The 20,273-nt window shown below is 66.5% G+C and carries 21 protein-coding genes, 2 other RNA genes and 1 pseudogene; 8 read left to right on the top strand and 16 right to left on the bottom strand.

Translation table 11 applies throughout. The features are described 5' to 3' along the window. Nucleotides 1–7: 7 nt before the first annotated feature. From petB to C8J30_RS12860, 4 genes are all read right to left on the bottom strand, one after another. On the bottom strand, nucleotides 8–1,321 hold the full coding sequence (gene petB / locus C8J30_RS12875) for a cytochrome b (protein WP_110806258.1): 1,314 nt from the start codon (nucleotides 1,319–1,321) through the stop codon (nucleotides 8–10). A 12-nt stretch (nucleotides 1,322–1,333) separates the two neighbouring features. Beyond that, nucleotides 1,334–1,909: a ubiquinol-cytochrome c reductase iron-sulfur subunit gene (petA, locus tag C8J30_RS12870; protein WP_110806257.1), complete on the bottom strand. Its 576-nt coding sequence runs from the start codon at nucleotides 1,907–1,909 to the stop codon at nucleotides 1,334–1,336. 195 nt (nucleotides 1,910–2,104) lie between these two features. Continuing rightward, complete coding sequence (locus tag C8J30_RS12865; protein ID WP_110806256.1) at nucleotides 2,105–2,818, bottom strand: response regulator; 714 nt, start codon at nucleotides 2,816–2,818, stop codon at nucleotides 2,105–2,107. Continuing rightward, nucleotides 2,818–3,318 (bottom strand): MarR family winged helix-turn-helix transcriptional regulator, encoded by a 501-nt coding sequence (locus C8J30_RS12860; RefSeq protein ID WP_110806255.1) that lies wholly within the window; start codon nucleotides 3,316–3,318, stop codon nucleotides 2,818–2,820. The genes C8J30_RS12865 and C8J30_RS12860 overlap by 1 nt, the downstream gene beginning before the upstream one ends. A 148-nt stretch (nucleotides 3,319–3,466) precedes the next feature. Between C8J30_RS12860 and C8J30_RS12855 the strand changes: the two genes are divergently transcribed. Next, the gene (locus C8J30_RS12855; RefSeq protein ID WP_110806254.1) at nucleotides 3,467–4,336 is read left to right on the top strand and encodes a branched-chain amino acid aminotransferase; all 870 of its coding nucleotides are present in this window, start codon (nucleotides 3,467–3,469) and stop codon (nucleotides 4,334–4,336) included. Nucleotides 4,337–4,525: 189 nt separating this feature from the next. Here C8J30_RS12855 and C8J30_RS12850 read toward each other — a convergent pair whose 3' ends face one another. From C8J30_RS12850 to C8J30_RS12805, 10 genes are all read right to left on the bottom strand, one after another. Further along, nucleotides 4,526–4,720 carry a hypothetical protein gene (locus C8J30_RS12850; RefSeq protein WP_110806253.1) on the bottom strand — a complete coding sequence of 65 codons (195 nt, stop codon included), beginning with the start codon at nucleotides 4,718–4,720 and terminating at the stop codon, nucleotides 4,526–4,528. Nucleotides 4,721–4,802: 82 nt separating this feature from the next. Beyond that, nucleotides 4,803–5,753 carry a DMT family transporter gene (locus C8J30_RS12845; protein WP_110806252.1) on the bottom strand — a complete coding sequence of 317 codons (951 nt, stop codon included), beginning with the start codon at nucleotides 5,751–5,753 and terminating at the stop codon, nucleotides 4,803–4,805. 37 nt (nucleotides 5,754–5,790) lie between these two features. After that, on the bottom strand, nucleotides 5,791–6,828 hold the full coding sequence (gene queG, locus C8J30_RS12840; protein ID WP_110806251.1) for a tRNA epoxyqueuosine(34) reductase QueG: 1,038 nt from the start codon (nucleotides 6,826–6,828) through the stop codon (nucleotides 5,791–5,793). A gap of 154 nt (nucleotides 6,829–6,982) precedes the next feature. Beyond that, nucleotides 6,983–7,648 (bottom strand): FtsZ-binding protein FzlA, encoded by a 666-nt coding sequence (gene fzlA, locus C8J30_RS12835; protein ID WP_110806250.1) that lies wholly within the window; start codon nucleotides 7,646–7,648, stop codon nucleotides 6,983–6,985. 74 nt (nucleotides 7,649–7,722) lie between these two features. Further along, nucleotides 7,723–8,070 (bottom strand): TfoX/Sxy family protein, encoded by a 348-nt coding sequence (locus tag C8J30_RS12830; RefSeq protein ID WP_110806249.1) that lies wholly within the window; start codon nucleotides 8,068–8,070, stop codon nucleotides 7,723–7,725. Then, on the bottom strand, nucleotides 8,070–8,669 hold the full coding sequence (gene recR / locus C8J30_RS12825) for a recombination mediator RecR (protein WP_110806248.1): 600 nt from the start codon (nucleotides 8,667–8,669) through the stop codon (nucleotides 8,070–8,072). The genes C8J30_RS12830 and recR overlap by 1 nt, the downstream gene beginning before the upstream one ends. A gap of 1 nt (nucleotide 8,670) precedes the next feature. Further along, complete coding sequence (locus C8J30_RS12820; protein ID WP_110806247.1) at nucleotides 8,671–9,015, bottom strand: YbaB/EbfC family nucleoid-associated protein; 345 nt, start codon at nucleotides 9,013–9,015, stop codon at nucleotides 8,671–8,673. A 79-nt stretch (nucleotides 9,016–9,094) separates the two neighbouring features. Continuing rightward, on the bottom strand, nucleotides 9,095–10,864 hold the full coding sequence (locus C8J30_RS12815) for a DNA polymerase III subunit gamma/tau (RefSeq protein WP_110806246.1): 1,770 nt from the start codon (nucleotides 10,862–10,864) through the stop codon (nucleotides 9,095–9,097). Nucleotides 10,865–10,952: 88 nt separating this feature from the next. Continuing rightward, nucleotides 10,953–11,051, bottom strand: an RNA gene (gene ffs / locus C8J30_RS12810) — signal recognition particle sRNA small type. A gap of 286 nt (nucleotides 11,052–11,337) precedes the next feature. Continuing rightward, nucleotides 11,338–12,030 (bottom strand): metal-dependent hydrolase, encoded by a 693-nt coding sequence (locus C8J30_RS12805; RefSeq protein WP_110806245.1) that lies wholly within the window; start codon nucleotides 12,028–12,030, stop codon nucleotides 11,338–11,340. A 114-nt stretch (nucleotides 12,031–12,144) separates the two neighbouring features. Here C8J30_RS12805 and gatC point away from each other — a divergent pair, with 114 nt between their 5' ends. The 5 genes and pseudogenes from gatC to rnpB all read left to right on the top strand — a co-directional run bounded on the left by gatC (nucleotide 12,145) and on the right by rnpB (nucleotide 15,859). Next, a complete protein-coding gene (gene gatC / locus C8J30_RS12800) occupies nucleotides 12,145–12,432 on the top strand; it encodes an Asp-tRNA(Asn)/Glu-tRNA(Gln) amidotransferase subunit GatC (RefSeq protein WP_110806244.1) in 288 nt (95 codons plus the stop codon). Continuing rightward, nucleotides 12,429–13,907, top strand: coding sequence for an Asp-tRNA(Asn)/Glu-tRNA(Gln) amidotransferase subunit GatA (gatA, locus tag C8J30_RS12795; protein ID WP_110806243.1), 1,479 nt, complete (start codon nucleotides 12,429–12,431; stop codon nucleotides 13,905–13,907). Before gatC ends, gatA begins: the two co-directional genes overlap by 4 nt. A gap of 11 nt (nucleotides 13,908–13,918) precedes the next feature. Continuing rightward, nucleotides 13,919–14,605, top strand: a complete 687-nt coding sequence (locus tag C8J30_RS12790; RefSeq protein WP_110806242.1) for a hypothetical protein — start codon at nucleotides 13,919–13,921, stop codon at nucleotides 14,603–14,605. Next, nucleotides 14,602–15,290, top strand: a pseudogene (locus tag C8J30_RS12785) (N-acetylmuramoyl-L-alanine amidase). The gene C8J30_RS12790 and the pseudogene C8J30_RS12785 overlap by 4 nt, the downstream one beginning before the upstream one ends. Before the next feature lie 162 nt (nucleotides 15,291–15,452). Further along, an RNA gene (gene rnpB / locus C8J30_RS12780) (RNase P RNA component class A) lies at nucleotides 15,453–15,859 on the top strand. A gap of 67 nt (nucleotides 15,860–15,926) precedes the next feature. Here rnpB and C8J30_RS12775 read toward each other — a convergent pair. After that, nucleotides 15,927–16,481, bottom strand: a complete 555-nt coding sequence (locus C8J30_RS12775) for a hypothetical protein (protein WP_220033726.1) — start codon at nucleotides 16,479–16,481, stop codon at nucleotides 15,927–15,929. Between the two features lie 465 nt (nucleotides 16,482–16,946). On the opposite strand from C8J30_RS12775, the gene C8J30_RS18665 reads away from it, so the two are divergent. After that, entirely contained in the window at nucleotides 16,947–17,282 is a 336-nt protein-coding gene (locus tag C8J30_RS18665) for a helix-turn-helix domain-containing protein (protein WP_181420871.1), read from the top strand. Nucleotides 17,283–17,284: 2 nt separating this feature from the next. On the opposite strand, the gene C8J30_RS12765 is transcribed toward C8J30_RS18665, so the two are convergent. After that, nucleotides 17,285–19,567 (bottom strand): DUF3772 domain-containing protein, encoded by a 2,283-nt coding sequence (locus C8J30_RS12765; protein ID WP_181420870.1) that lies wholly within the window; start codon nucleotides 19,565–19,567, stop codon nucleotides 17,285–17,287. A 258-nt stretch (nucleotides 19,568–19,825) separates the two neighbouring features. Here C8J30_RS12765 and C8J30_RS12760 point away from each other — a divergent pair, with 258 nt between their 5' ends. Then, nucleotides 19,826–20,245 carry a hypothetical protein gene (locus C8J30_RS12760; protein ID WP_110806325.1) on the top strand — a complete coding sequence of 140 codons (420 nt, stop codon included), beginning with the start codon at nucleotides 19,826–19,828 and terminating at the stop codon, nucleotides 20,243–20,245. Nucleotides 20,246–20,273: the final 28 nt, after the last annotated feature.

Raw genomic sequence — 20,273 nt, 5'->3', positions numbered from 1 at the left:
CCTTCCCTCACTCGGCCGGGTTGCCGTAGTGGCTGTTGAAGTCTTCCTCGATCGTGGCCGGGATCGGTTCCGGTTTCTCGGTAGCACCGAGGAACGGCAGGATGACGAGGAAGTAAGCGAACCAGTAGGTCGCCCCGATCAGCGAGATCGTCGCATAGGGTTCCGCAGCCGGCATCGCGCCCACCCAGGCAAGCAGGATGAAGTCGGCGACGAGCAGCCAGAAGAACTTCTTGAACTTCGGACGATAGGCGCCCGAACGGACTTTCGAGGTGTCGAGCCACGGCGCCAGCGCCATCGCAAGGATCGCCCCGAACATCGCGATCACGCCGAAGAACTTGGCGTCGACGATGCCCAGCGTCAGCTTGTCCACGATGATCACGACCCAGACGTCCGCGGTGAAGGCGCGCAGGATCGCGTAGAACGGCAGGAAGTACCATTCCGGAACGATGTGAGCGGGCGTTTGCAGCGGGTTGGCCTGGATGTAGTTGTCCGGCTCGCCAAGGAAGTTCGGCATGTAGGCGACGACGGCGAAGAAGCCGAGCAGCACGAGGGCAAGCGCGAACAGGTCCTTGATCACGAAGTACGGCCAGAAGGGCAGGGTGTCCTTCTCGACATCGGCTTTCGAGGTGCGGCGGACTTCAACCCCGGTCGGGTTGTTGTTGCCGGTGGTGTGGAACGCCCAGATGTGGATGGCGACGAGGGCCGCGATCACGAAGGGCAGCAGATAGTGCAGCGAGAAGAAGCGGTTGAGCGTCGCGTTGTCGACCGCCGGCCCGCCAAGGAGCCACGCCTGGATCGACGTCCCGATGCCCGGGATCGCGCCGAAGAGGCCGGTGATCACGGTGGCGCCCCAGAACGACATCTGACCCCACGGCAGCACGTAGCCCATGAAGGCGGTGCCCATCATCAGCAGGTAGATGACCATGCCGACGATCCAGGTGATCTCGCGCGGGGCCTTGTAAGACCCGTAGTAGAGGCCGCGGAAGATGTGGATGTAGACGGCAAGGAAGAACAGCGACGCGCCGTTGGCGTGGATGTAGCGGATCGCCCAGCCACCGTTCACGTCGCGCATGATGTGTTCGACCGAGGCGAAGGCCATGTCGATATGCGGCGTGTAGTGCATCGCCAGCACGACGCCGGTGACGATCTGCAGCACCAGCGTGAAGGCGAGGACGATCCCCCAGATCCACCACCAGTTCAGGTTCTTCGGCGTCGGGATCATGATGGTGTCATAGACGAGGCCGACGATCGGCAGGCGGTCGTGCAGCCACTTCTCGATGCCCGTCTTGGGCTCGTAATGGTCGTGCGGAATTCCGGACATGTGTCTTTCCCCTCAGCCCAGCTTGATCGTCGTAGCGTCGGTGAACGCCGCGACCGGAATGTCGAGGTTGCGCGGTGCGGGGCCCTTGCGGATACGGCCCGCCGAATCGTAGTGCGAGCCGTGGCAGGGGCAGAACCAGCCGCCAAAGTCGCCCGACTTGTCGCCCATCGGCACGCAGCCGAGGTGGGTACAAACGCCGAGCATCACCAGCCATTCGCCGGTGTTGGAGCCGTCGAACGCCGGGATGGTCCGGTTTTCGTCGGTCGCTTCCGCGCCCGGCTTGTTGGCGTTCTCGGCCGATTGGTCGCGCAGGGCGCCGAGCGGAACCGAACGGGCCAGCTCGATGTCCTTTTCGTCGCGGCGGCGGATGAACACCGGCTTGCCGCGCCATTTCACGGTGAGCTGGGTGCCCACTTCGACCGCCGAGACGTCGACGAAGATAGACGCAAGCGCCTTCACGTCAGCCGAAGCGTTCATTTGGTTGATCAGCGGCCAAACGGCCGCGCCGGTCACCACCACGCCGGTGGCGGCGGTGGCATGGTAGAGGAAATCCCTCCGAGTGCCTGCGTTGTCTTCTGCGTGGGACACGTGTCTTCTCCCTTCCCCGAACTTGAAATTCAAGTCGATGCGCCATTGCGGGCCACACAGAATGCGGCCGGACAGTGCCCCGTTTAGCGCCCGGGAAACCCGCAGTCCAGCATACATTCACAAGAGGGTGAGGCGAAATGCCGCGGCTCGGGGGGATTCGCGCTTTTTTGTCGCTGGGGCAGCGGCTTGCGCGCCTCAATCGGGCGCAAGCATGTAGCCAAGTCCGCGCACCGTCTGCAGGTAGCGCGGCTCGCGCGGGTCGGGCTCGATCTTGCGGCGCAGACGGGTAATCTGCACGTCGACGGCGCGGTCGCCCGCGCCTTCCTCGGCGCTGGCGGAGCGGTCGCGCCCGAGTTCCTCGATCAGTTCCGTGCGCCCGATCACCTCGCCCGCATGGGCGGCAAAGATTCGCATCAGCGCCGCTTCCGTCGCGGTCAGCCGCACCGGTTGCTCGCCCTGACTGAGCTCGCCGCGGTCGAGATCATAGCGCAGCGGCCCGAGCGACAGATATTTCGGCCCCGCCGTCACCGCCTCCGGCACGCGCCGCAAGATCGCATTGATGCGCAGCAGCAGCTCCTTCGGCTCGAAGGGTTTGGCCAGATAATCATCGGCCCCGGCCTCGAACCCCTCGATCCGCTCGCGGGTCTCGCCGCGCGCGGTCAAAAGCAGGATCGGCGTCGCCATCTTGGTGCGCAGATCGCGGGTCAGCGAAAGCCCGTCTTCGCCCGGCATCATCACGTCAAGCACGATCAGGTTGAACTCGAGCCCCGAGAGGAGCCGCCGCGCATGGGCCGCGTCGCGCGCAGAGGTGACCAGAAAGCCGTTGCGCATCAGGAACTTCTGCAGAAGTCCCCGGATCCGTTCGTCATCATCGACAATCAGCAGATGCGGCGTCGAGGGGGCGGGCATCACGCACCATCCTTCAGCATCTGATAATGGCGCCGCATCGCCGGGTCCATCATCGCTTCGAGCACCTGACGGAAGCCCGCCACCGCCTGCGGCCCCGCCGCGCGATAGGCGGCGCGCATCCGCACCCGCTGCGCCTCGGACAGTTCGCGTTCCAGCACCGCGCCTTTCTCGGTCAGATAGAGATGTCGCTCGCGCTTGTCGCGCCGCCCGACCCGGCTTTCCACCAGACCATCGTCGATGAGCGTGCGCAGCACCCGGTTCAGGCTCTGCTTCGTCACCCCCAGCACGGAAATGAGCGTCGTCACCGTCAGACCCGGCTCGCGGTTGATGAAGTGAATGGCGCGGTGATGCGCCCGGCCATAATCGTGCTGGTCCAGAATCCGGTCCGGATCGGCGGTGAAGCCGCGATAGGCAAAGAACATCGCCTCGATGCCCTTGCGCAGCTGTTCGTCGGTCAGAAACAGGAGCGTTTCGCCCCCGGGGGCTCCGGTATCGGCCATGTGGTCCTCGCTTTTGCGTGACTTTATGTCAGCCTTGTTGACTTTCCAAGAATCAATTGTTACCGAAGCGCAGATTTTGCGCAATATTATGTCCGATGCGGACCGACCTTGCGCAATTAGTGAAAACGAAGCAGCCAAGGAGGGCGTGATGGCCGGGGCTTACGACGATCGTGACGGCAAGATCTGGATGGACGGGAAACTGGTCGACTGGCGCGATGCCAAGGTCCACATCCTGACCCATGCGCTGCACTATGCCTCCTCGGTCTTCGAGGGCGAGCGCTGCTACAACGGCAAGATCTTCAAGGGCGTCGAGCATTCGAAGCGGCTGCGCAAATCGGCGGAACTGCTGGATTTCGAGATCCCCTACAGCGTCGAAGAGATCGAGGCGGCGAAATACGCGATGCTGGCCGCGAACGGCTGGAAGGACGCCTATGTGCGCGCCATCGCCTGGCGCGGTGCGGGCGATGACATGGGCGTTTCGGCGCGTCGCAACCCGGTGCGTCTGGCGATCGCCGGCTGGGAATGGGGCAACTACTACGGCGATGCGAAGATGAAGGGCGCCAAGCTCGACATCTCGAAATGGCGCCGCCCCGATCCGAAGACGATCCCCTCGGCCGCCAAGGCCGCAGGTCTTTACATGATCTGCACGATGTCGAAACACGCGGCCGAGGCCAAGGGCTGCTCGGATGCGCTGATGATGGATTATCGCGGCTATGTGGCCGAGGCGACCGGCGCGAACGTGTTCTTCGTCAAGGACGGCGAAGTGCATACGCCGCTGCCGGATTGCTTCCTGAACGGTCTGACCCGTCAGACGGTGATCGAGATGCTGAAGGGCAAGGGCATCACCGTGCACGAGCGTCACATCGAGCCGGTGGAACTGGCGGGCTTCGAGCAGTGCTGGCTGACCGGCACCGCGGCCGAGGTGACCCCGGTGGGCCAGATCGGCGATTTCAATTTCGAAGTCGGCGCGCTGACCCGCGACATCTCGGAAAGCTACGAGAAGCTGGTGCGGGCCTGAACGATCAAACCCCGGCCGCGGCTTGTCCGCGGTCGGGGCACCCTTGGGGGCGGAAACGCGACACCCCGAAAAGACCAAGGCGGGCCGTCTGCTCACGGCCCGCCTTGGTCTTTTTCACGACGCCGCTACGGTGGCACGCCGGAGACATGCCCGTCACCGCTGCGGCCCCCGGGTGTCAGGAGGTCCGGTTCACTCGTCCCTCCGGGCTTCCTCGCGATCGATGCGCAGGAATTCCCGGACCTTAGCTTCCGAGCGTTCCGCCGGACGTCGCACCAGCGCATCCACAGCCGGATGCACGCCGCCACGCCGATCGATTTCGAGGAATTGCCGCATCCGCGCGCCTTCGGCCGCTTGTTCGGCATGGTCGATGATGGAACGGGTCATGTGAGCCTCCTTCGCTTCATCTGGGAAAAGACTAGCACAGAATCGGGGCCGAGTCTTTGCTCAGGATCATTTCCGGCAAAATTCAGCCTTGCGGGGTCACGGCCTTGCGCGCCCGTTGTCGTTCGAGCCCCAGCGCATGTTCGCGCCAGATGATCATCACGCCTGCGGCAATGATCAGGCCCGCCCCGCCCAGCATCCAGAGGGTCGGCACTTCGGCAAACATCCAGTAGCCGATGCCGAGCGCGAAGAGCATCGACACATATTCGAACGGGGCCACGATCGAGGCATCGGCAAAGCGATAGGACGATGTCAGCAGGATCTGCCCGAGCCCGCCCAGAAACCCGCAGGAAATCAGAAGTGTCGCCTCGTAGGGCGAGGGGGCGACCCAGCCGAAGGGCACCGAAATCAGCGACAGCGTCGCCGAGGTGACGGAAAACCAGAACACGATGGCCGAGGTGCGCTCGGTCGCGACCATCTTGCGGATGAAGACCTGCGCGAGCGCGGCAAAGGTCGCGCCCATGATCACCAGCATCGCGCCAAGGGTGGCGGTCGGATTGGCCCCCTCGAAGCTGCCCAGCCGCGGCCAGAGCACGATCAGCACGCCGACGAGCCCCAACGCGACGGCAGAAAGGCGAAAAGCCCGGACCTCCTCGCCCAGAAACATCGCGGCGAAAATCACCGTCAGCAGCGGCGCGGCATAGCCGAGCGCCGTGACCTCGGGCAGCGGCAGGAAGGCGAGGCCCGCAAAGCCAAGCCCCATCGCCGAGGTGCCCGCAACACCGCGCCAGACATGGCCCATCGGCGCGCGCACCTTCAGCCCGACCGAAAGCTCGCGCCGCCACACCAGCCACGCCAAAATGACCGGAATGGCGAAGAAGGAGCGGAAGAAGACGGTTTCGCCGGGCGGAATATGCGGCGCCAGCACCTTGATCACCGTCGACATGGCGATGAAGACAAGAACCGAGAGGATTTTCAGGGCAATCCCGGTGACCGGGTTCGGGTGCAGGCTGGCGGCAGGCGAGGGGGCAGACATGCGGCCACCTTACGCCTTTGATCCGCGAAGGAAAGAGTCAAAGGGCGAGACGGGCCAGCGCCCAGGCGGCCGCCTCGGCCACGGCGGGATCGGGGTCGGTCAGATGCGGGCGGGCGGCCTCGGCCAGATCGGGACGGCCGGAATTTCCGAGTGCATAAAGGGCGTTACGGATCATCCGGTCGCGGCCGATGCGCTTGACCGGGCTGCCCGCGAAGCGCGCGCGAAAGGCGGCATCGTCGAGCGCCAGGATCTCGGTCAACTCCGGCGTGCCCTGTTTCGCGGCATAGCCGATGTCCTGCGCGGCGACGGCGAATTTGTTCCACGGGCAGGCGGCCAGACAATCGTCGCAGCCATAGATCCGGTTGCCGAGTCCCGGGCGCAATGCGGGATCGACCGGGCCCTTGTGCTCGATCGTCAGGTAGGAAATGCAGCGCCGCGCATCGAGCCGGTAGGGCGCCGGGAAGGCCCCGGTCGGGCAGGCGTCAAGACAGGCGGTGCAGCTGCCGCAATGGCTGATCTCGGGCGCGTCGGGGGGAAGCTCGAGCGTGGTGAAGATCGCGCCCAGAAACACCCAGTTGCCCAGGTCACGTGCCAAAAGATTGGTGTGCTTGCCCTGCCAACCGAGCCCTGCCGCCTGCGCGAGCGGCTTTTCCATCACCGGAGCCGTGTCGACGAAGACCTTGATCTCGCAAGGCGATTGCTCGATCAGCCAGCGCCCGAGCCGCTTCAGTCGCCGCTTCACCAGATCGTGGTAATCCTTGCCCTGCGCGTAAACCGAGATCGCGCCGCACTCGGGCTGCGCCGTCGCGTCCCGCGGATCGACCTCGGGGCTGTAGCTTTCGGCGAGCATTATGACCGAGCGCGCCTCGGGCCAAAGCGCGGCCGGGTTCCCCCGCCACGCCATGCGTTCGGCCATCCAGCCCATCTGCCCGTGATACCCGGCCGCGACAAAGGCGGACAGCCGCTCTGGCAGATCGGGGCAGGCGTCGGGACGGGTGATGCGGGCTTTCGCAAAGCCGACCGCAAGCGCTTCCTCGAACAGGCGGGTCTTCAACGTCTCCAGATGCGCCTCCATGAGCCGGGGCAGGGGGCGCTGCCCCCTCTTTGCCTGACGGCAAATTCACCCCCGAGATATTTGTGGCAAGATAAATGGGTTATGATTTATCTTGCCGCAAATATCTCGGGGGGAGTCCGCTTGCGGACGGGGGGCAGAGCCCCCCTCTCCGGTCTCAGAAATCAAGCTCGGCATATTGCGGCGAGGGCGGCACGCCGGGCAGCTGATCGGCCAGAAGCGAGCGGAAGGCCGGGCGCGACTTGATTTTCGCATACCATTCCTTGACCGCTTCCGAGCGGTGCCAGTCCACGTCCGAAATATAGTCAAGGCAGCTCAGATGCGCGGCGGCGGCGAAATCGGCCAGCGTCATCACGTCGCCCGCCAGCCAGCGGCGGCTATCGAGCAGCCAGGCCATGTAATCGATGTGATATTTGATCGCGCCAAGGCCTTCCTTGACCGTCTTGCTGTCCGGATAGCCCTTTTTCTGCACCTTTTTCCAGACCCGTTCGCCCATCACCTTGGCGGTGACCTCGGTGTTGAACTTGTCATCGAACCAGGTGCAGAGGCGGCGGACCTCGTAGCGCGCATCGGCGTCGCGCGGCATCAGCGAGGGCGTCGGAACGACCTCGTCGAGATATTCGCAGATCGCCTGACTTTCCGAAAACAGCCGGTTGTCATAGCGCAGCACAGGCACTTTCCCGGCCGGGTTGCGGCGCAGGAAGTCGGTGCTTTTTTCCCAGTAACGCTCTTCGACCAGTTCGACCTCGATGCGTTTTTCCGCCAAGGTCAGCCGCACCTTGCGGCAAAAGGGCGAGAGAGCAACGTGATAAAGGCGGTTCATCGGCAACACCCGCAGCAAGCTTTTCCCCCTGATAGACCCGGGCGGGGGTGGGATCAATGCTTCTTGAGGATGGCTTAACCATGACCCTTTGGTTTAGCGGGTTTACGCGCTTTCGGCTTGGGTTCCGGAAGTGTGCGCGCCATCAACGCGATCAGGCCCCAAAGCCAGTCGGCGTCTTCCCACAGGTCGGCCTCGATGCGGTAATGTGGTTTCGCGCCGGGGTAGGGCAGGCCTTCGACCGGGGTGCCAAGATAGGTCGCGGCCTCGGGGATCGGGCGCACAAACAGGGTGTCGTCGCAGATCAGCGCCACCATCTTGCCCGCGGCATAGATGCCGTATTCGCCGAACATCTTGCGCGCGCTGACGTCGCGGCCCTCGAGCTGTTCCAGAAAGAACGCAACCGTTTCCGCGCTCGTGCCCATCAGAGGGCCCGCCTTGCCCGCAAGGCCGCCGAGATCGTGCCGTCGTCGAGATAATCCAGCTCGCCCCCGATCGGCACGCCCTGGGCAAGCGAGGTTACGCGTGCCCCCGTGCCCTCCAGCGCCTCGGCGATGTAATGGGCGGTCGTCTGCCCCTCGACCGTGGCATTCAGCGCAAGGATCACCTCGCCCACCGCTTCGTCGCGGACACGGGCGATAAGGTGCGGGATGCGCAATTCCTCGGGGCCGATCGCGTCAAGGGCAGAGAGCGTGCCGCCCAGCACATGATAGCGGCCCTTGAAGGCGCCGCCGCGTTCCATCGCCCAGAGGTCGGCCACATCCTCGACGACGCAGATCTCGCCGGTGGCTCGGGCGGGGCTGTCGCAGATCTCGCAGGTGGCGCCGACCGCGATATTGCCGCAGCGGGGGCAGTCGCGGGCGGCTTCGGCCACCCGAGCGAGAGCCGCCGCAAGGGGCGCCATCTGCCCCTCACGTTTGCGCAGAAGATGCAGCACCGCGCGACGGGCCGAGCGGGGGCCAAGCCCCGGCAGTCGCGCCATCAGCGCGATCAGCGCCTCGATCTCGTCGCGGGGGCCGCTCATCTCAGCCGGGCAGGCCCATGTCGGCGGGCAGACCAAGCTCGGTCATCAGCTTGCGCTGTTCCTCGCCTGCCTTGTCCTGCGCGCGCGCCTGCGCGTCTTTCACCGCGGCGACGATCAGATCCTCGACCACTTCCTTTTCCGAAGCGACAAGGATCGTCGGGTCGATTTCGAGCCCCGTCAGCTCGCCCTTGGCGGTGACGCGGGCCTTGACCAGACCGCCGCCCGCTTCGCCAATGACGATCATCCGGCCCAGATCTTCCTGCAGGGTCAGCATGCGCTCCTGCATTTCCTTGGCCGCCTTCATCATCTTGGCCATGTCGCCAAGCTGCCCCAGTCCCTTGAACATCGTGGTCCTCCGATCGGTTTCGCGGGTCACAGATAAGCATCGCCCGCCGTCGGGGCAAGGCAGTCGGCGCCGCAGGGGGTCAGCCGTCCTCGAACGGGTCCCATTCGTCCTCGACCTCGGGCAGGGCCTCGGCGGCCTGTTCGGCCTCAAGCGCGTCGGAGAGCACGATTTCTTCGAACTTGGCCTGCGGGAAGGCGGCGAAGATCGCCTGCACGACGCGGTTTTCTGCCAGTGCCTCGGCTTCGGCGGCGAGCGTCGCGGCATTGCGCGTCTCGTCGATCGTGGCGGCGCCGCCTTCGGAGACGACCGAAACGCCCCAGCGTGCGCCGGTCCAGCCTTGCAGCCGCTGGGCCAGGGTTTGCGCCAGATCGCGCGGCGCCCCCGGCGCGGGCTCGAATTCGATCCGGCCCGGCGCGTAATGCACCAGCCGCACGCCCTTTTCGACCTCGACCAAAAGCTTCACGTCGCGCATCCGGCCGATCAGCGCCACGACATCCTCAAACCGCGCGTATTTCGCCAAGGCCGAAGCCGCGGGCGAGACCGCCAGCGCCGCCGAGCCTTGCGTCGAAAGCGGCCGCCCGCCCAGCATGTGCCGCGTCGTGGCTTCCGCGCGCGGACCGCCACCCCCCCCACCGCCTTGCGACGGGCCATGCCCGCCCGAGGCGCCGGGGCCCGCCATCACCTTGCGCATCAGCGTTTCGGGGTCGGGCAGGTCGGCGACATGGGTCAACCGGATAAGCGCCATTTCCGCCGCCATCATCGCATTCGGCGCCGAGGACACTTCCTCGATCGCCTTCAAGAGCATCTGCCAGAGGCGCGACAGCACTCGCATCGGGATCGCCTGCGCCAGCGCCTGACCGCGGGTGCGTTCCTCGGGCGGAACGGTCGGGTCTTCGGCGGCCTCCGGCGTGATCTTGATGACGGACACCCAATGCGTGATCTCGGCCAGATCGCGCAGCACCGCCATCGGATCGGCGCCGTCACTGTATTGCGCGCCAAGTTCGGTCAGCGCGGCGGCCGCATCGCCCTTGAGGATCATGTCGAAGAGATCGAGCACCCGGGCGCGGTCGGCAAGGCCGAGCATCGCGCGGACCTGATCGGCCGTCGTTTCCCCCGCGCCGTGGCTGATCGCCTGATCAAGCAGCGACATCGCATCGCGGACCGAGCCTTCGGCCGCGCGCGTGATCAGCGCCAGCGCGTCTTCGGCGATTTGCGCGTTTTCCTTGGTCGCCACTTTCGAGAGGTGGTTGATCATCACCTCGGGCTCGATCCGGCGGAGGTCAAAGCGTTGGCAGCGCGACAGGACCGTGACCGGAACCTTGCGGATCTCGGTGGTGGCGAAGATGAATTTCACATGCGCGGGCGGTTCTTCGAGCGTTTTCAAGAGCGCGTTGAAGGCCGAGGTCGACAGCATGTGCACTTCGTCGATGATATAGACCTTGTAGCGCGCCGAGGCCGCCCGGTAGTTCACGCTTTCGATGATTTCGCGGATATCGCCGACCCCGGTGCGCGAGGCGGCGTCCATCTCCAGCACGTCGACATGACGGCCCTCGGCGATGGCGCGGCAATGTTCGCAGACGAGGCAGGGCTCGGTCGTGGGCTGGCCGGTGCCATCGGGGCCGATGCAGTTCAGCCCCTTGGCGATGATCCGCGCGGTGGTGGTTTTGCCGGTGCCGCGGATGCCGGTCATGATGAAGGCCTGCGCGATCCGCGACGCCGCGAAGGCGTTCTTCAGCGTGCGCACCATCGCCTCTTGCCCGATCAGGTCGGCGAAGGTGGCGGGGCGGTATTTGCGGGCAAGGACCTGATAGCCCGAAGAGGTCGCGGCGGGGCTGTCGGCGTCGGTCATGGGGTCTCCTCGGTTCGGCGCCACTTTACGCGCGGGGGCGCGCAAGTCAAACCGATCCCTTGGTCGGGTGGGGCTTCGAAGGGGGGAGGGGTGAGAGGCTGGACATCGACCCAAGCGGGGCTCGTTGCGGCTGCTTCCTTCCGGACCTGACCGGGTTGGCGAGGCGCTCGCCCGCGCCAACCTCTCAAGGGCTCATATAGAGGCGGATGCGATGGCTTGCAAGCGGGCTGTGCTCTCCTGTTCGTCGCGGTTTCGGGCGGATCAGGAAAAGCACCGCTTTTCCCCGCCCGACAGGGCAACGCGGTTTGCAAGACCATTTCCCCAAGCACGCGAGAGGCCGGCGCCTGCCCCGGCGGCGCGAATGCGCCCGCCGATGGCGGGGCGGGCGCAGGCCGAGGGCCTTTGGGCCCCCGGCGGTCAGGGGGCCGATGTGGCGCGTGACCTCGGCGATGGCCTCGGTCAAATCGTCCCGGTCAAAGCGCGATCGACACCATCACCTCGGGCTCGATCACCTGCACGCCGGGCAAGCCATCGGCCAGCACCTTCGCGGATTGCTCCAGCAACGGGAAGGTGCGGTAGTGGCAGGGCACCACCACCTTGAAATCGAAATACTTCTTCGCGGCCCAGGCGGCGGCCTTCATGTCCATGGTGAAATGCCCGCCCGCGGACAGGATCCCGATGTCGGGGCGGAAATACTCGCCCATCCAGCCCATCTCCGCCGAAATCCCGGTGTCGCCCGAGACATAGATCATCCGGCCTTCCCCCGCGATCATGTAGCCCGACTCGGTCCCGGTATAGATCGGACCATTCGGGCCGCTCATCGAGGAGGAATGCGAGGCGGGCACCATCGTCACCTTGGCGCCCCCCAGATCGACCGTGCCGCCCTTGTTGAAGCCGACGCCCGCGATCCCCTCGGCCGCTTCCCAATGGCTGATCGTGTCATAGATCCCGACGACCGGAACGCCCAATTCCCGCGCCAGCGCCAGAGTGTCGGCCGAATGATCGCCATGCCCATGCGTCAGAAGAATATGCGTCGCGCCCGCCAGCGCCTCGGCGCGGCGCGCCATCGGGAACATCGGATTGCCGCTCAGCCACGGGTCGATCAGGATCACCGCGCTTTCGATGTCCAGCCGAAACCCGGAATGCCCAAGCCATGTCAGTTTCATGCCGCTCCTCCCATTTTCCGCGCAAAGTCTAGCGCAGGCGGCCCGAAAGGGAAGCGGCGCTTGAATCACCCGCCCCCGGACGCTAAACCCGGCCCAAGTCAACCGGAGTCACCCATGTCCATCGACATCGACACCGCCCGCAAGGTGGCGCATCTGGCGCGCATTCGCGTGGCCGAAACCGACCTGCCGAAACTGGCCGAGCAGCTCTCGGGCATTCTGACCTTCATGGAACAGCTCAACGAAGTGAACGTGGACGGCATCGAGCCGATGACCTCGGTCACGCCGATGCGGCTGAAACGGCGCACCGATGTGGTGACGGACGGGAACTATCCCGACGCCGTGCTGAAGAACGCCCCCGATGCCCGCGAGGGCTTCTTTGCCGTGCCGAAGGTGGTCGAATGAGCCTGAACAAACTGACGATCGCCGCCGCGCGCGATGCGCTGAAAAAGGGCGAAGTGACCTCGGTCGAGATCACTGAGGCCTGCCTTGCGGAAATCGACGCCGCGGGCGCGCTGAATGCCTTCTGCGCCAAGACGCCCGAGATCGCGCTGGCGCAGGCGAAAGCCGCCGATGCCCGGATCAAGGCGGGCGATGCCCCCGCGATGTGCGGGATTCCGCTCGGCATCAAGGATCTGTTCTGCACCAAGGGCGTCGCGTCGCAGGCCGCTTCGCGCATTCTCGAGGGCTTCAAGCCGGAATATGAATCGACCGTGACGCAGAACCTCTGGGATGCGGGCGCGGTGATGCTGGGCAAGCTGTCCATGGACGAATTCGCCATGGGGTCGAGCAACGAAACCGCCTGCTACGGCCCGGTGGTGAGCCCGTGGAAGGTCGATGACCGGCAACTGACGCCGGGCGGGTCTTCCGGTGGCTCGGCCGCAGCCGTCGCTGCCGATCTGTGCCTTGCCGCGACCGGCACCGACACCGGCGGTTCGATCCGCCAGCCCGCCGCCTTCACCGGCATCGTCGGCATCAAGCCGACCTATGGCCGCGTTTCGCGCTGGGGCGTCGTCGCCTTTGCGTCGTCGCTCGATCAGGCCGGGCCGATGACGAAATCGGTGCGCGATGCGGCGATCATGCTCGGCACGATGGCCTCGAACGACGCCAAGGATTCGACCTGCGCCGATATTCCGGTGCCGGATTTCGAAGCGGCGCTGACCGGCGACATCCGCGGCAAGAAGATCGGCATTCCGCGCGAATACCGCATGGACGGCATGCCCGCCGAGATCGAAAAGCTCTGGGCCGACGGCACCGCGATGCTCAAGGATGCGGGCGCCGAGATCGTTGAAATCTCGCTGCCGCATACGAAATACGCGCTGCCCGCCTATTACGTCATCGCGCCCGCCGAGGCCTCCTCGAACCTGGCCCGGTACGATGGTGTCCGCTACGGCCACCGCGCGAAGCTGTCGGCGGGCGAGGGCATCGTCGACATGTATGAAAAGACCCGCGCCGAGGGCTTCGGCCCCGAGGTGCAGCGCCGCATCATGATCGGCACCTATGTGCTCTCGGCGGGCTTTTACGACGCCTATTACAACCGTGCGCGGCGGGTGCGGGCGCTGATCAAGCAGGACTTCGATCAGGCTTTCGCGGCGGGGATCGATTCGATCCTGACGCCTGCGACGCCCTCCTCGGCCTTCGGGCTGGGCGAAATGAAGGATGCCGATCCGGTCGAGATGTATCTCAACGACGTCTTCACCGTCACCGTGAACCTCGCTGGTCTGCCGGGGATTTCGGTGCCGGTCGGGCTCGATGCCAAGGGCCTGCCGATGGGGCTGCAGCTGATCGGCCGTCCGTGGGAAGAGGGCGATCTGCTCAATCAGGCGCTGGTGCTGGAAAACGCCGCGGGCTTTGCCGCGAAACCGGCGAAATGGTGGTAAGGAGACAGGCGATGCGGAATGCGGGCTGGTTCGTGTTGGTGGGGCTGACACTGGCGGCTTGCGAGCCCTCGGTGCCGAATTCGGCGGCGGGCGTGGGCTTTGGCGACTACAACAACTATCAGCAGCAGCGTGAAGCGGCTCTGCAGGGGGCGCCGGTCAGTTCGACCGCGCTGCCGCCCGCCGGTCAGTCGACCGCAGCCTACGGCAATACCGCGGCCCTTGATGCGGCGGCGGCAAAGACGACGCAGGGCACGATCGGCGCCGAGGCGATCGCTGCGCTGCGCGCCACCGCCCCCTCGACGCCCGGATCGGCCCCGGTCAATCCGGCGACGGGGGAATATATCGGCGTGAATGGTCAACCGCGCGCGCCGGGCGTGCCGATGGATGCGATGTCGCATTACGATGGCACGAAGCCCGCCCCGGTCACCGACATGACGGGGTCAGGCGCCGCCGGGCCGAACCTCGCCGCTTATGCGCTGTCGGCGACCAACACGCTCGGCCAGAAGGTCTACGAGCGCAACGGCTTCAAGATGACCTCGACCGAGAAGGCCTGCGCGAAATTCGTCTCGACCGATCTGGCGCAGCGCGCGTTTCTGGAAAAGGGCGGCCCGGTCAAGGACCCGGGCAACCTCGACCCGGATGGCGACGGCTTTGCCTGCGCCTGGGACCCGCGGCCCTTCCAGGCGGCGCGTCCATGACCGAAACGCCCGTCTCTCCGAATTTCGGAGAGCGGCGCGGCGGGGCGCAGCCCGAGTTGATCGTCCTGCATTACACCGGGATGACCAGTTGCGCGCTCGCGCGTGAGCGGCTCTGCGATCCCGCGGCCGAGGTCTCGGCGCATTGGCTGATCGGTGAGGATGGCACGGTCGAGGCTCTTGTGCCTGAAACGATGCGCGCCTGGCACGCCGGGCGGGCGGCTGGATGGGGCAGGAGGATGTGAACTCCCGCTCGATCGGCATCGAACTGGCGAATACCGGCGACGCCCCCTTTCCCGAACCGCAGATGGCCGCGCTGGAGCGGCTCCTGCCCGAGATCATGGCGCGCTGGGGCCTTGGCCCCGAGGCGGTGATCGCCCATTCCGATTGTGCCCCCGGCCGCAAGATCGACCCCGGCCCGCGCTTCGACTGGGCGCGGCTAGCGCGACAGGATCTGGCGATCTGGCCCGCGCCCGCGGGGCGCCTGCCGCCGGTCACGCCCGATGCCTTCCTTGCGCTGGCGGAAACCTTCGGCTACCCTGAGGCGCCGGTCGAGGTGCTGCTCGATGCGTTTCGACTTCGTTTCCGCCCGCGCCATGCGGGCCCGCTCGATGCCACCGACATGGCGATGCTGAACGATCTGGCGCTGCGCTTCGGCTCGGATGGCGGCGCCTGGCGGTCGAGCTGAGGAGGGGGGCTCTGCCCCCCGGCTGCGCCTCCCCCCGAGATATTTTTGGCAAGATAAAAGCCGAAACCGGGATCCTCCTTTATCTTGCCCCAAATATCTCGGGGGTATGGGGGCAGCGCCCCCATTGACCTTTGCCCCGGGCGCGGCGTATGGCTCTGGCGCGCGGAAGACCGGATGACCGCGGCGGCCCATAGCTCCGTTTTACGGATAGCTGGGCGGCCGAGGAAAGTCCGGACTCCATGAAGCAACGGTGCCGGGTAACGCCCGGCGGGGGCAACCCCAGGGAAAGCGCCACAGAGAACAGACTGCCCCGCTTGCGGGGTGAGGGTGAAACGGTGGGGTAAGAGCCCACCGCGGGACTGGCAACAGGACCGGCACGGCAAGCCCCACCGGGAGCAACGCCGAATAGGGATGCCGCGCCGCAACCGGAAACGGGGGACGGCAGGGGAGCTTCGCCCCGAGGTGTCCGGGTTGGCGGCTTGAGGCTGCGGGTGACCGCAGACCCAGAGGAATGGTCATCCAGGGGGGCAACCCCCGGACAAAATCCGGCTTACAGGTCTTCCGCGCGCTTCACTTTCCCGAAATCCGCGAGCCGCAGGCGCACTCGCGCCTGCTCTTTCGCCGCGCGGGGGCGTGTCAGAGCCTGCCGCCGCGCAGATCCAGCACCTCGCCGCTGTCGCGCATCGTGCAGGTCATGTAGTCGCGGCCCACGGCCGCCTCGATCATCCAGACATGCTTGCTGCTCGGGCGGGCCTGACCAAGCGTCACGCGGCGCGGGTTGACGCCGAAATTGCGCGCGACGATCTCGGCGCAGCCCTTGGTGGCCAGGAACGGCGCCCCGGTCTGGCCCTGCTGCGCCTGTGCGTCGCGATCGCGCTGCTCCTCGCCCACCTGATAGCCTTTTGCATAGCCGATGGTCTGGTTGTCTTCCCAATACCGGGCCCCCTTCAGCCCGTCGGAATATCCGCGCGCGAATTCGGATTTCTCAAGGTCGCTGCGCGGCGTGTATCCCTTGGGATAGTGTTTCGCGCTCGCCGCCAAAGCCGCGATTCCGATGATCGCCAGCAGCGCCGCCGCCTTTTCGCCATCCGACATTTCGGCTCGGGCCGGGGTCGGGGCGCTGGTCACCTGCAGCGCCAGAGCGGCACTGACAAGCAGGGTGACAGTCTTCGTGGCCATACGGGTCGTCATGACGTTCTCCTCATTCGGTCTGCCATGCGGTGTCTTGTCGCCGCCGTCAGCCTAGCCGGGCCGTCCCGTGGCGCTATCCGGAATGCGAAGACGCACCGCGCGGTTTCCCTGTGCCGCGCCGCGCCAGAGGCCGCTGCCTGCCCGAAAATGACGCCGGGGAAGCGAAATCGACCAATCCGCTGCCGTCCCGGCCATTTGCCGATTGACCGACTCGCAGAGCTTTGTTTTCCTTTGAAAAGCTGCAGCTTTTGGTCGGGGTGGCGGGCTGTTCGGGGAAACCGGGCGGCCTTGTGTCGGGGTTTGATTGTGTTGAAGACCAGATTTTCCCGGGCCCTTGGCCCGCCAGCGCATGGGACTCTGTCGAGGCAGGGGTACGTCGACATTCCTCCTGAAATCGACGGGACTGCCCTGCGGGAGTGTCTGGGAGCCGAGCGCCCCTTCGAGCGCGGGGCGCAGCGGGCCGAAGTGGCTTTCGCGCTGATGCAGGCCGAGGCCGAGGAAAACGTCTCGATCACCGAGATCGCCGCGCGGGTGGGCATCGGCATGCGCTGTCTGCAGATCGCCTTTGCCCAGCATTACGGCCTCACCCCGCGGGAAATGCTGACGCGGCTCAGGCTTGACCGAGCGCGAGAGCGGCTTCTGGCGGGGGAGCCCGGCGCGCGGGTCACCGCGATCGCGCTTGATGCAGGCTTCACGCATCTGAGCCGGTTCTCGGTCTCCTACCATCAGGCTTTCGGCGAGCGTCCGGTCGAAACCCTGCGCCGCGCACGGGCCGAGCCGCTGCTGCGCGCGGCCGAATAGGGTCAGGCCGGTCCGGTGGGCAGGGTGACGCCCTCGGGCAGGCGCAGGTCGCGCACGGGGAAGGGGATCTCGATCCCCGCCGCGCTCAGGGCCGGAACCATCTTCAGGTAAAGCTCGGATTTGACGAAGACGCCGCGGGCGATGTCGCGCACGAAGACCCGCAGCTCCAGCGTCAGGCTGCTGTCCGCCGTGCCGGTCATCAGCACGACCGGGGCGGGATAGGACACCACCTCCGGGTGGGCGCGGGCAAGCTCGGTCAGTACGGCACAGGCGCGCGTCAGATCGGTGCCATAGGCGACCCCCACCGGCAGCTCGATCCGGCCCGAGGCCGAGGACAGCGTCATGTTGCGCACGAGCCCGGTGATCAGATCGGCATTCGGCACGATCAGGTCATGGCCATCGGGCGTCTCGATCCGGGTCGCGCGAACGGAAATCTTGCGCACGAAGCCCATGTTGCCCGCCACCTGAATGAGATCGCCCTCCTTGATCGGACGCTCGACGAGCAGGATCACGCCCGAGACGAAATTCGACACGATCGCCTGCAGGCCAAAGCCAAGGCCCACGGAGAGCGCCCCCGCGACGATGGCGAGGCTTGCCAGATTGATCCCGGCCGCGGTGACGGCGACCAGCGCCGACAGGATCACCCCGCCATAGCCGAAGCCGGTGACGATGGCGATCTGCCCGCCGCGATCCAGACGGGTGTTGGGCAGCACCTCCTCGCGCAGCAGTTTCTGCACCCAGCGCGTCAGGATCAGACCGAGCGCGAAGGTGCCGATGACGACGGCGACGCCGGTCAGCGAGAGCCGGACCCCGCCCAGATCGACGCCGCTGCGCGCCATCAGGAAGCCGTCGCGCAGATCGGCGCTGCGCGCGCCCCAGGTGAGCGCATGCAGCGGCGCCGAGGCCAGCACCAGCCCTGCCGCCACCGCGATCGAGACCAGCTTGCGCCGGGCGCCGTCGGCCTCGGGCACGGTCTCGGTGGCGGTTTCGAAACGGGGCCGCACGATCCGGCCCAGCCGCGTCAGCATCCCCATCACCAGCCGGTGCAGCGCCACAGTGAGCCCGATCAGCCAGAGCGAGACCAGAAGCGGGTCCAGCAGCGCCCGCGCCAGCGCGCTGTAACCAAGGATCACCGCCGCCAGAATGGCGATCGCCAGCACCTTGAGCAGCCGCGCCAGAACCACCCGCAGCTCGGACCCGGCCAGCGCGCCAAGCACGCTGCCGAGCTGCCACAGCAGCGGCGCCGCCAGCGCCATGATCGCCAGCGCGACCAGCGCCTGTCCCGCGTCGCCGATCCGTGTCAGCGTCAACGAGGCCTCGGACATCATCTCGAGCGCGACGACGAGCCCCAGCCCCTCGCACAGCCGCGTCGCGCGCCGGGCGGCGGCGGCAGGCAGGGCGACGATGCGGCGATGCCCGGCGGCCGGGGCAAAGATCAGATGCGCCAGCCAGTTTGCCGCGGTGATCAGAACGGCGGCGGTCAGCAGTTCCGGCGCCAGTTCGGGCTCATGGCCGGGCCAGCGGAACGGCTGCGCCAGCGCAAAGACGATCAGCAGCGCAAAGCCAAGGGTGACCAGCCCGCGCGCCAGAATCGCCAGCGCCACCCGTGCCGCGCCGGGAGCCCCGCCCCGGGTCTCATGGCGTTCAAACCGGGCGAGCCCGCGCGCGGCGCCGATCCAGCCAAGGATCGACAGCGGCAAGAGCAGCGCCGCCACGATCCGCCCGCGCGCCATCGCCGCCTGCCGCGACGGGATGGCGGCGGATTCCGCCAGATCCGAGACCTCCTGCCCGACGACCGTGCCGATCTGCGCCAGACCGCGGCTCCAGGTGCCCGGCAAAAGCGGTGTCGGCCCGCGTGTCAGCACCTCGGCGCGCTGGCGGGCGCGCAGCTGGCCGTCGATGTCGGCGATCAGCACCTTGAGCCGGGCCAAAGACTGCCGCTGCGCCAGAAGCGGGGCGTCGGCCTCGGCCAAGGCATCGGCGAGCCGGGTGCGCTCGGTGGCGATCCGGGCCGGTTCGGTGGCGTCCTTCGCGGGGGCGGGGGGCAGTTCCGCCTGTTCGGCCGCCAGCGCGCGGACCGCCACATCGCCCCGTGCCGCCGCGTCGGCGAGGCTGTCGCGCATCTGCGCCAGATCGTGGCGCAAGGCTTCAAGCGTTTTCGTCTCGACCGTGCCGGCGCGGATCGCCCCCTCGGCGCGCAGGGTGATATCGGCCAGCGCTTCGGGCGTTGGCAAAAGGGCGGCATCCTCGGCCCGGAGCGGTGCCGCAAGCATCAGGAATAACAAGAAAATCACCGCAGCCAGCGCCCATCCCCCGTTCTGCCCTGTCGTCCCGCGCCCGCGCATCCCGGCCCCCGCCTTGCCTCGCTTTTCGGTGCAGGCTGGCAGCTTGCGCCCCGCGCCAATAGCCGGAATGCGAATGGCGGCGGGCTGGGCGTTTCGCAAAGCGGATAGGCAAGGAGGCGGAAAGCGGAAAGGATACGCCGCGGGAAAGCCGTGCGCGCCCGCCGATTTCATCTGCTCCCAAGACGAAAGGATTTCGCCATGCCTGATCTTCGTTCGCTGATTGTCGCGGCCGGTCTTTGCCTTGCCCTCGCCGCCCCGATGGCCGAGGCGCAAAGCCATTCGCGGGTGAAATTCGAACCCGGCAACGACAATGCTGCGATCAATGGCGCGATCGTCGGCGATGCCTATGTCGATTATCTGCTCGGCGCGAAGGCGGGGCAGACGATGGCGGTGTCGCTCATTCCGGGGGCCTCGAACGGCCACGGCACGATCTATTTCAACATCATGCCGCCCGGCAGCACCGGCGAGGCGATCTACAACGGCTCGGTCGACGGGCTCGACGCCACCGGGGTCAAGCTGCCGAAATCGGGCGATTACCGCATCCGCGTCTATCAGATGGGCGACGATGCCGATAAGGGCAAGACGACCTCTTTCATGGTCTCGATCGGGATCAACTGACGCGGTCTGACCCGGCGTGACCGACCCG

The sequence above is a fragment of the Rhodobacter viridis genome (genome assembly GCF_003217355.1).
Taxonomy (GTDB): Bacteria; Pseudomonadota; Alphaproteobacteria; order Rhodobacterales; family Rhodobacteraceae; genus Rhodobacter; species Rhodobacter viridis.
Note: the sequence above shows the minus strand (reverse complement) of the source record. Positions and strands in the feature narration are given on the sequence as shown.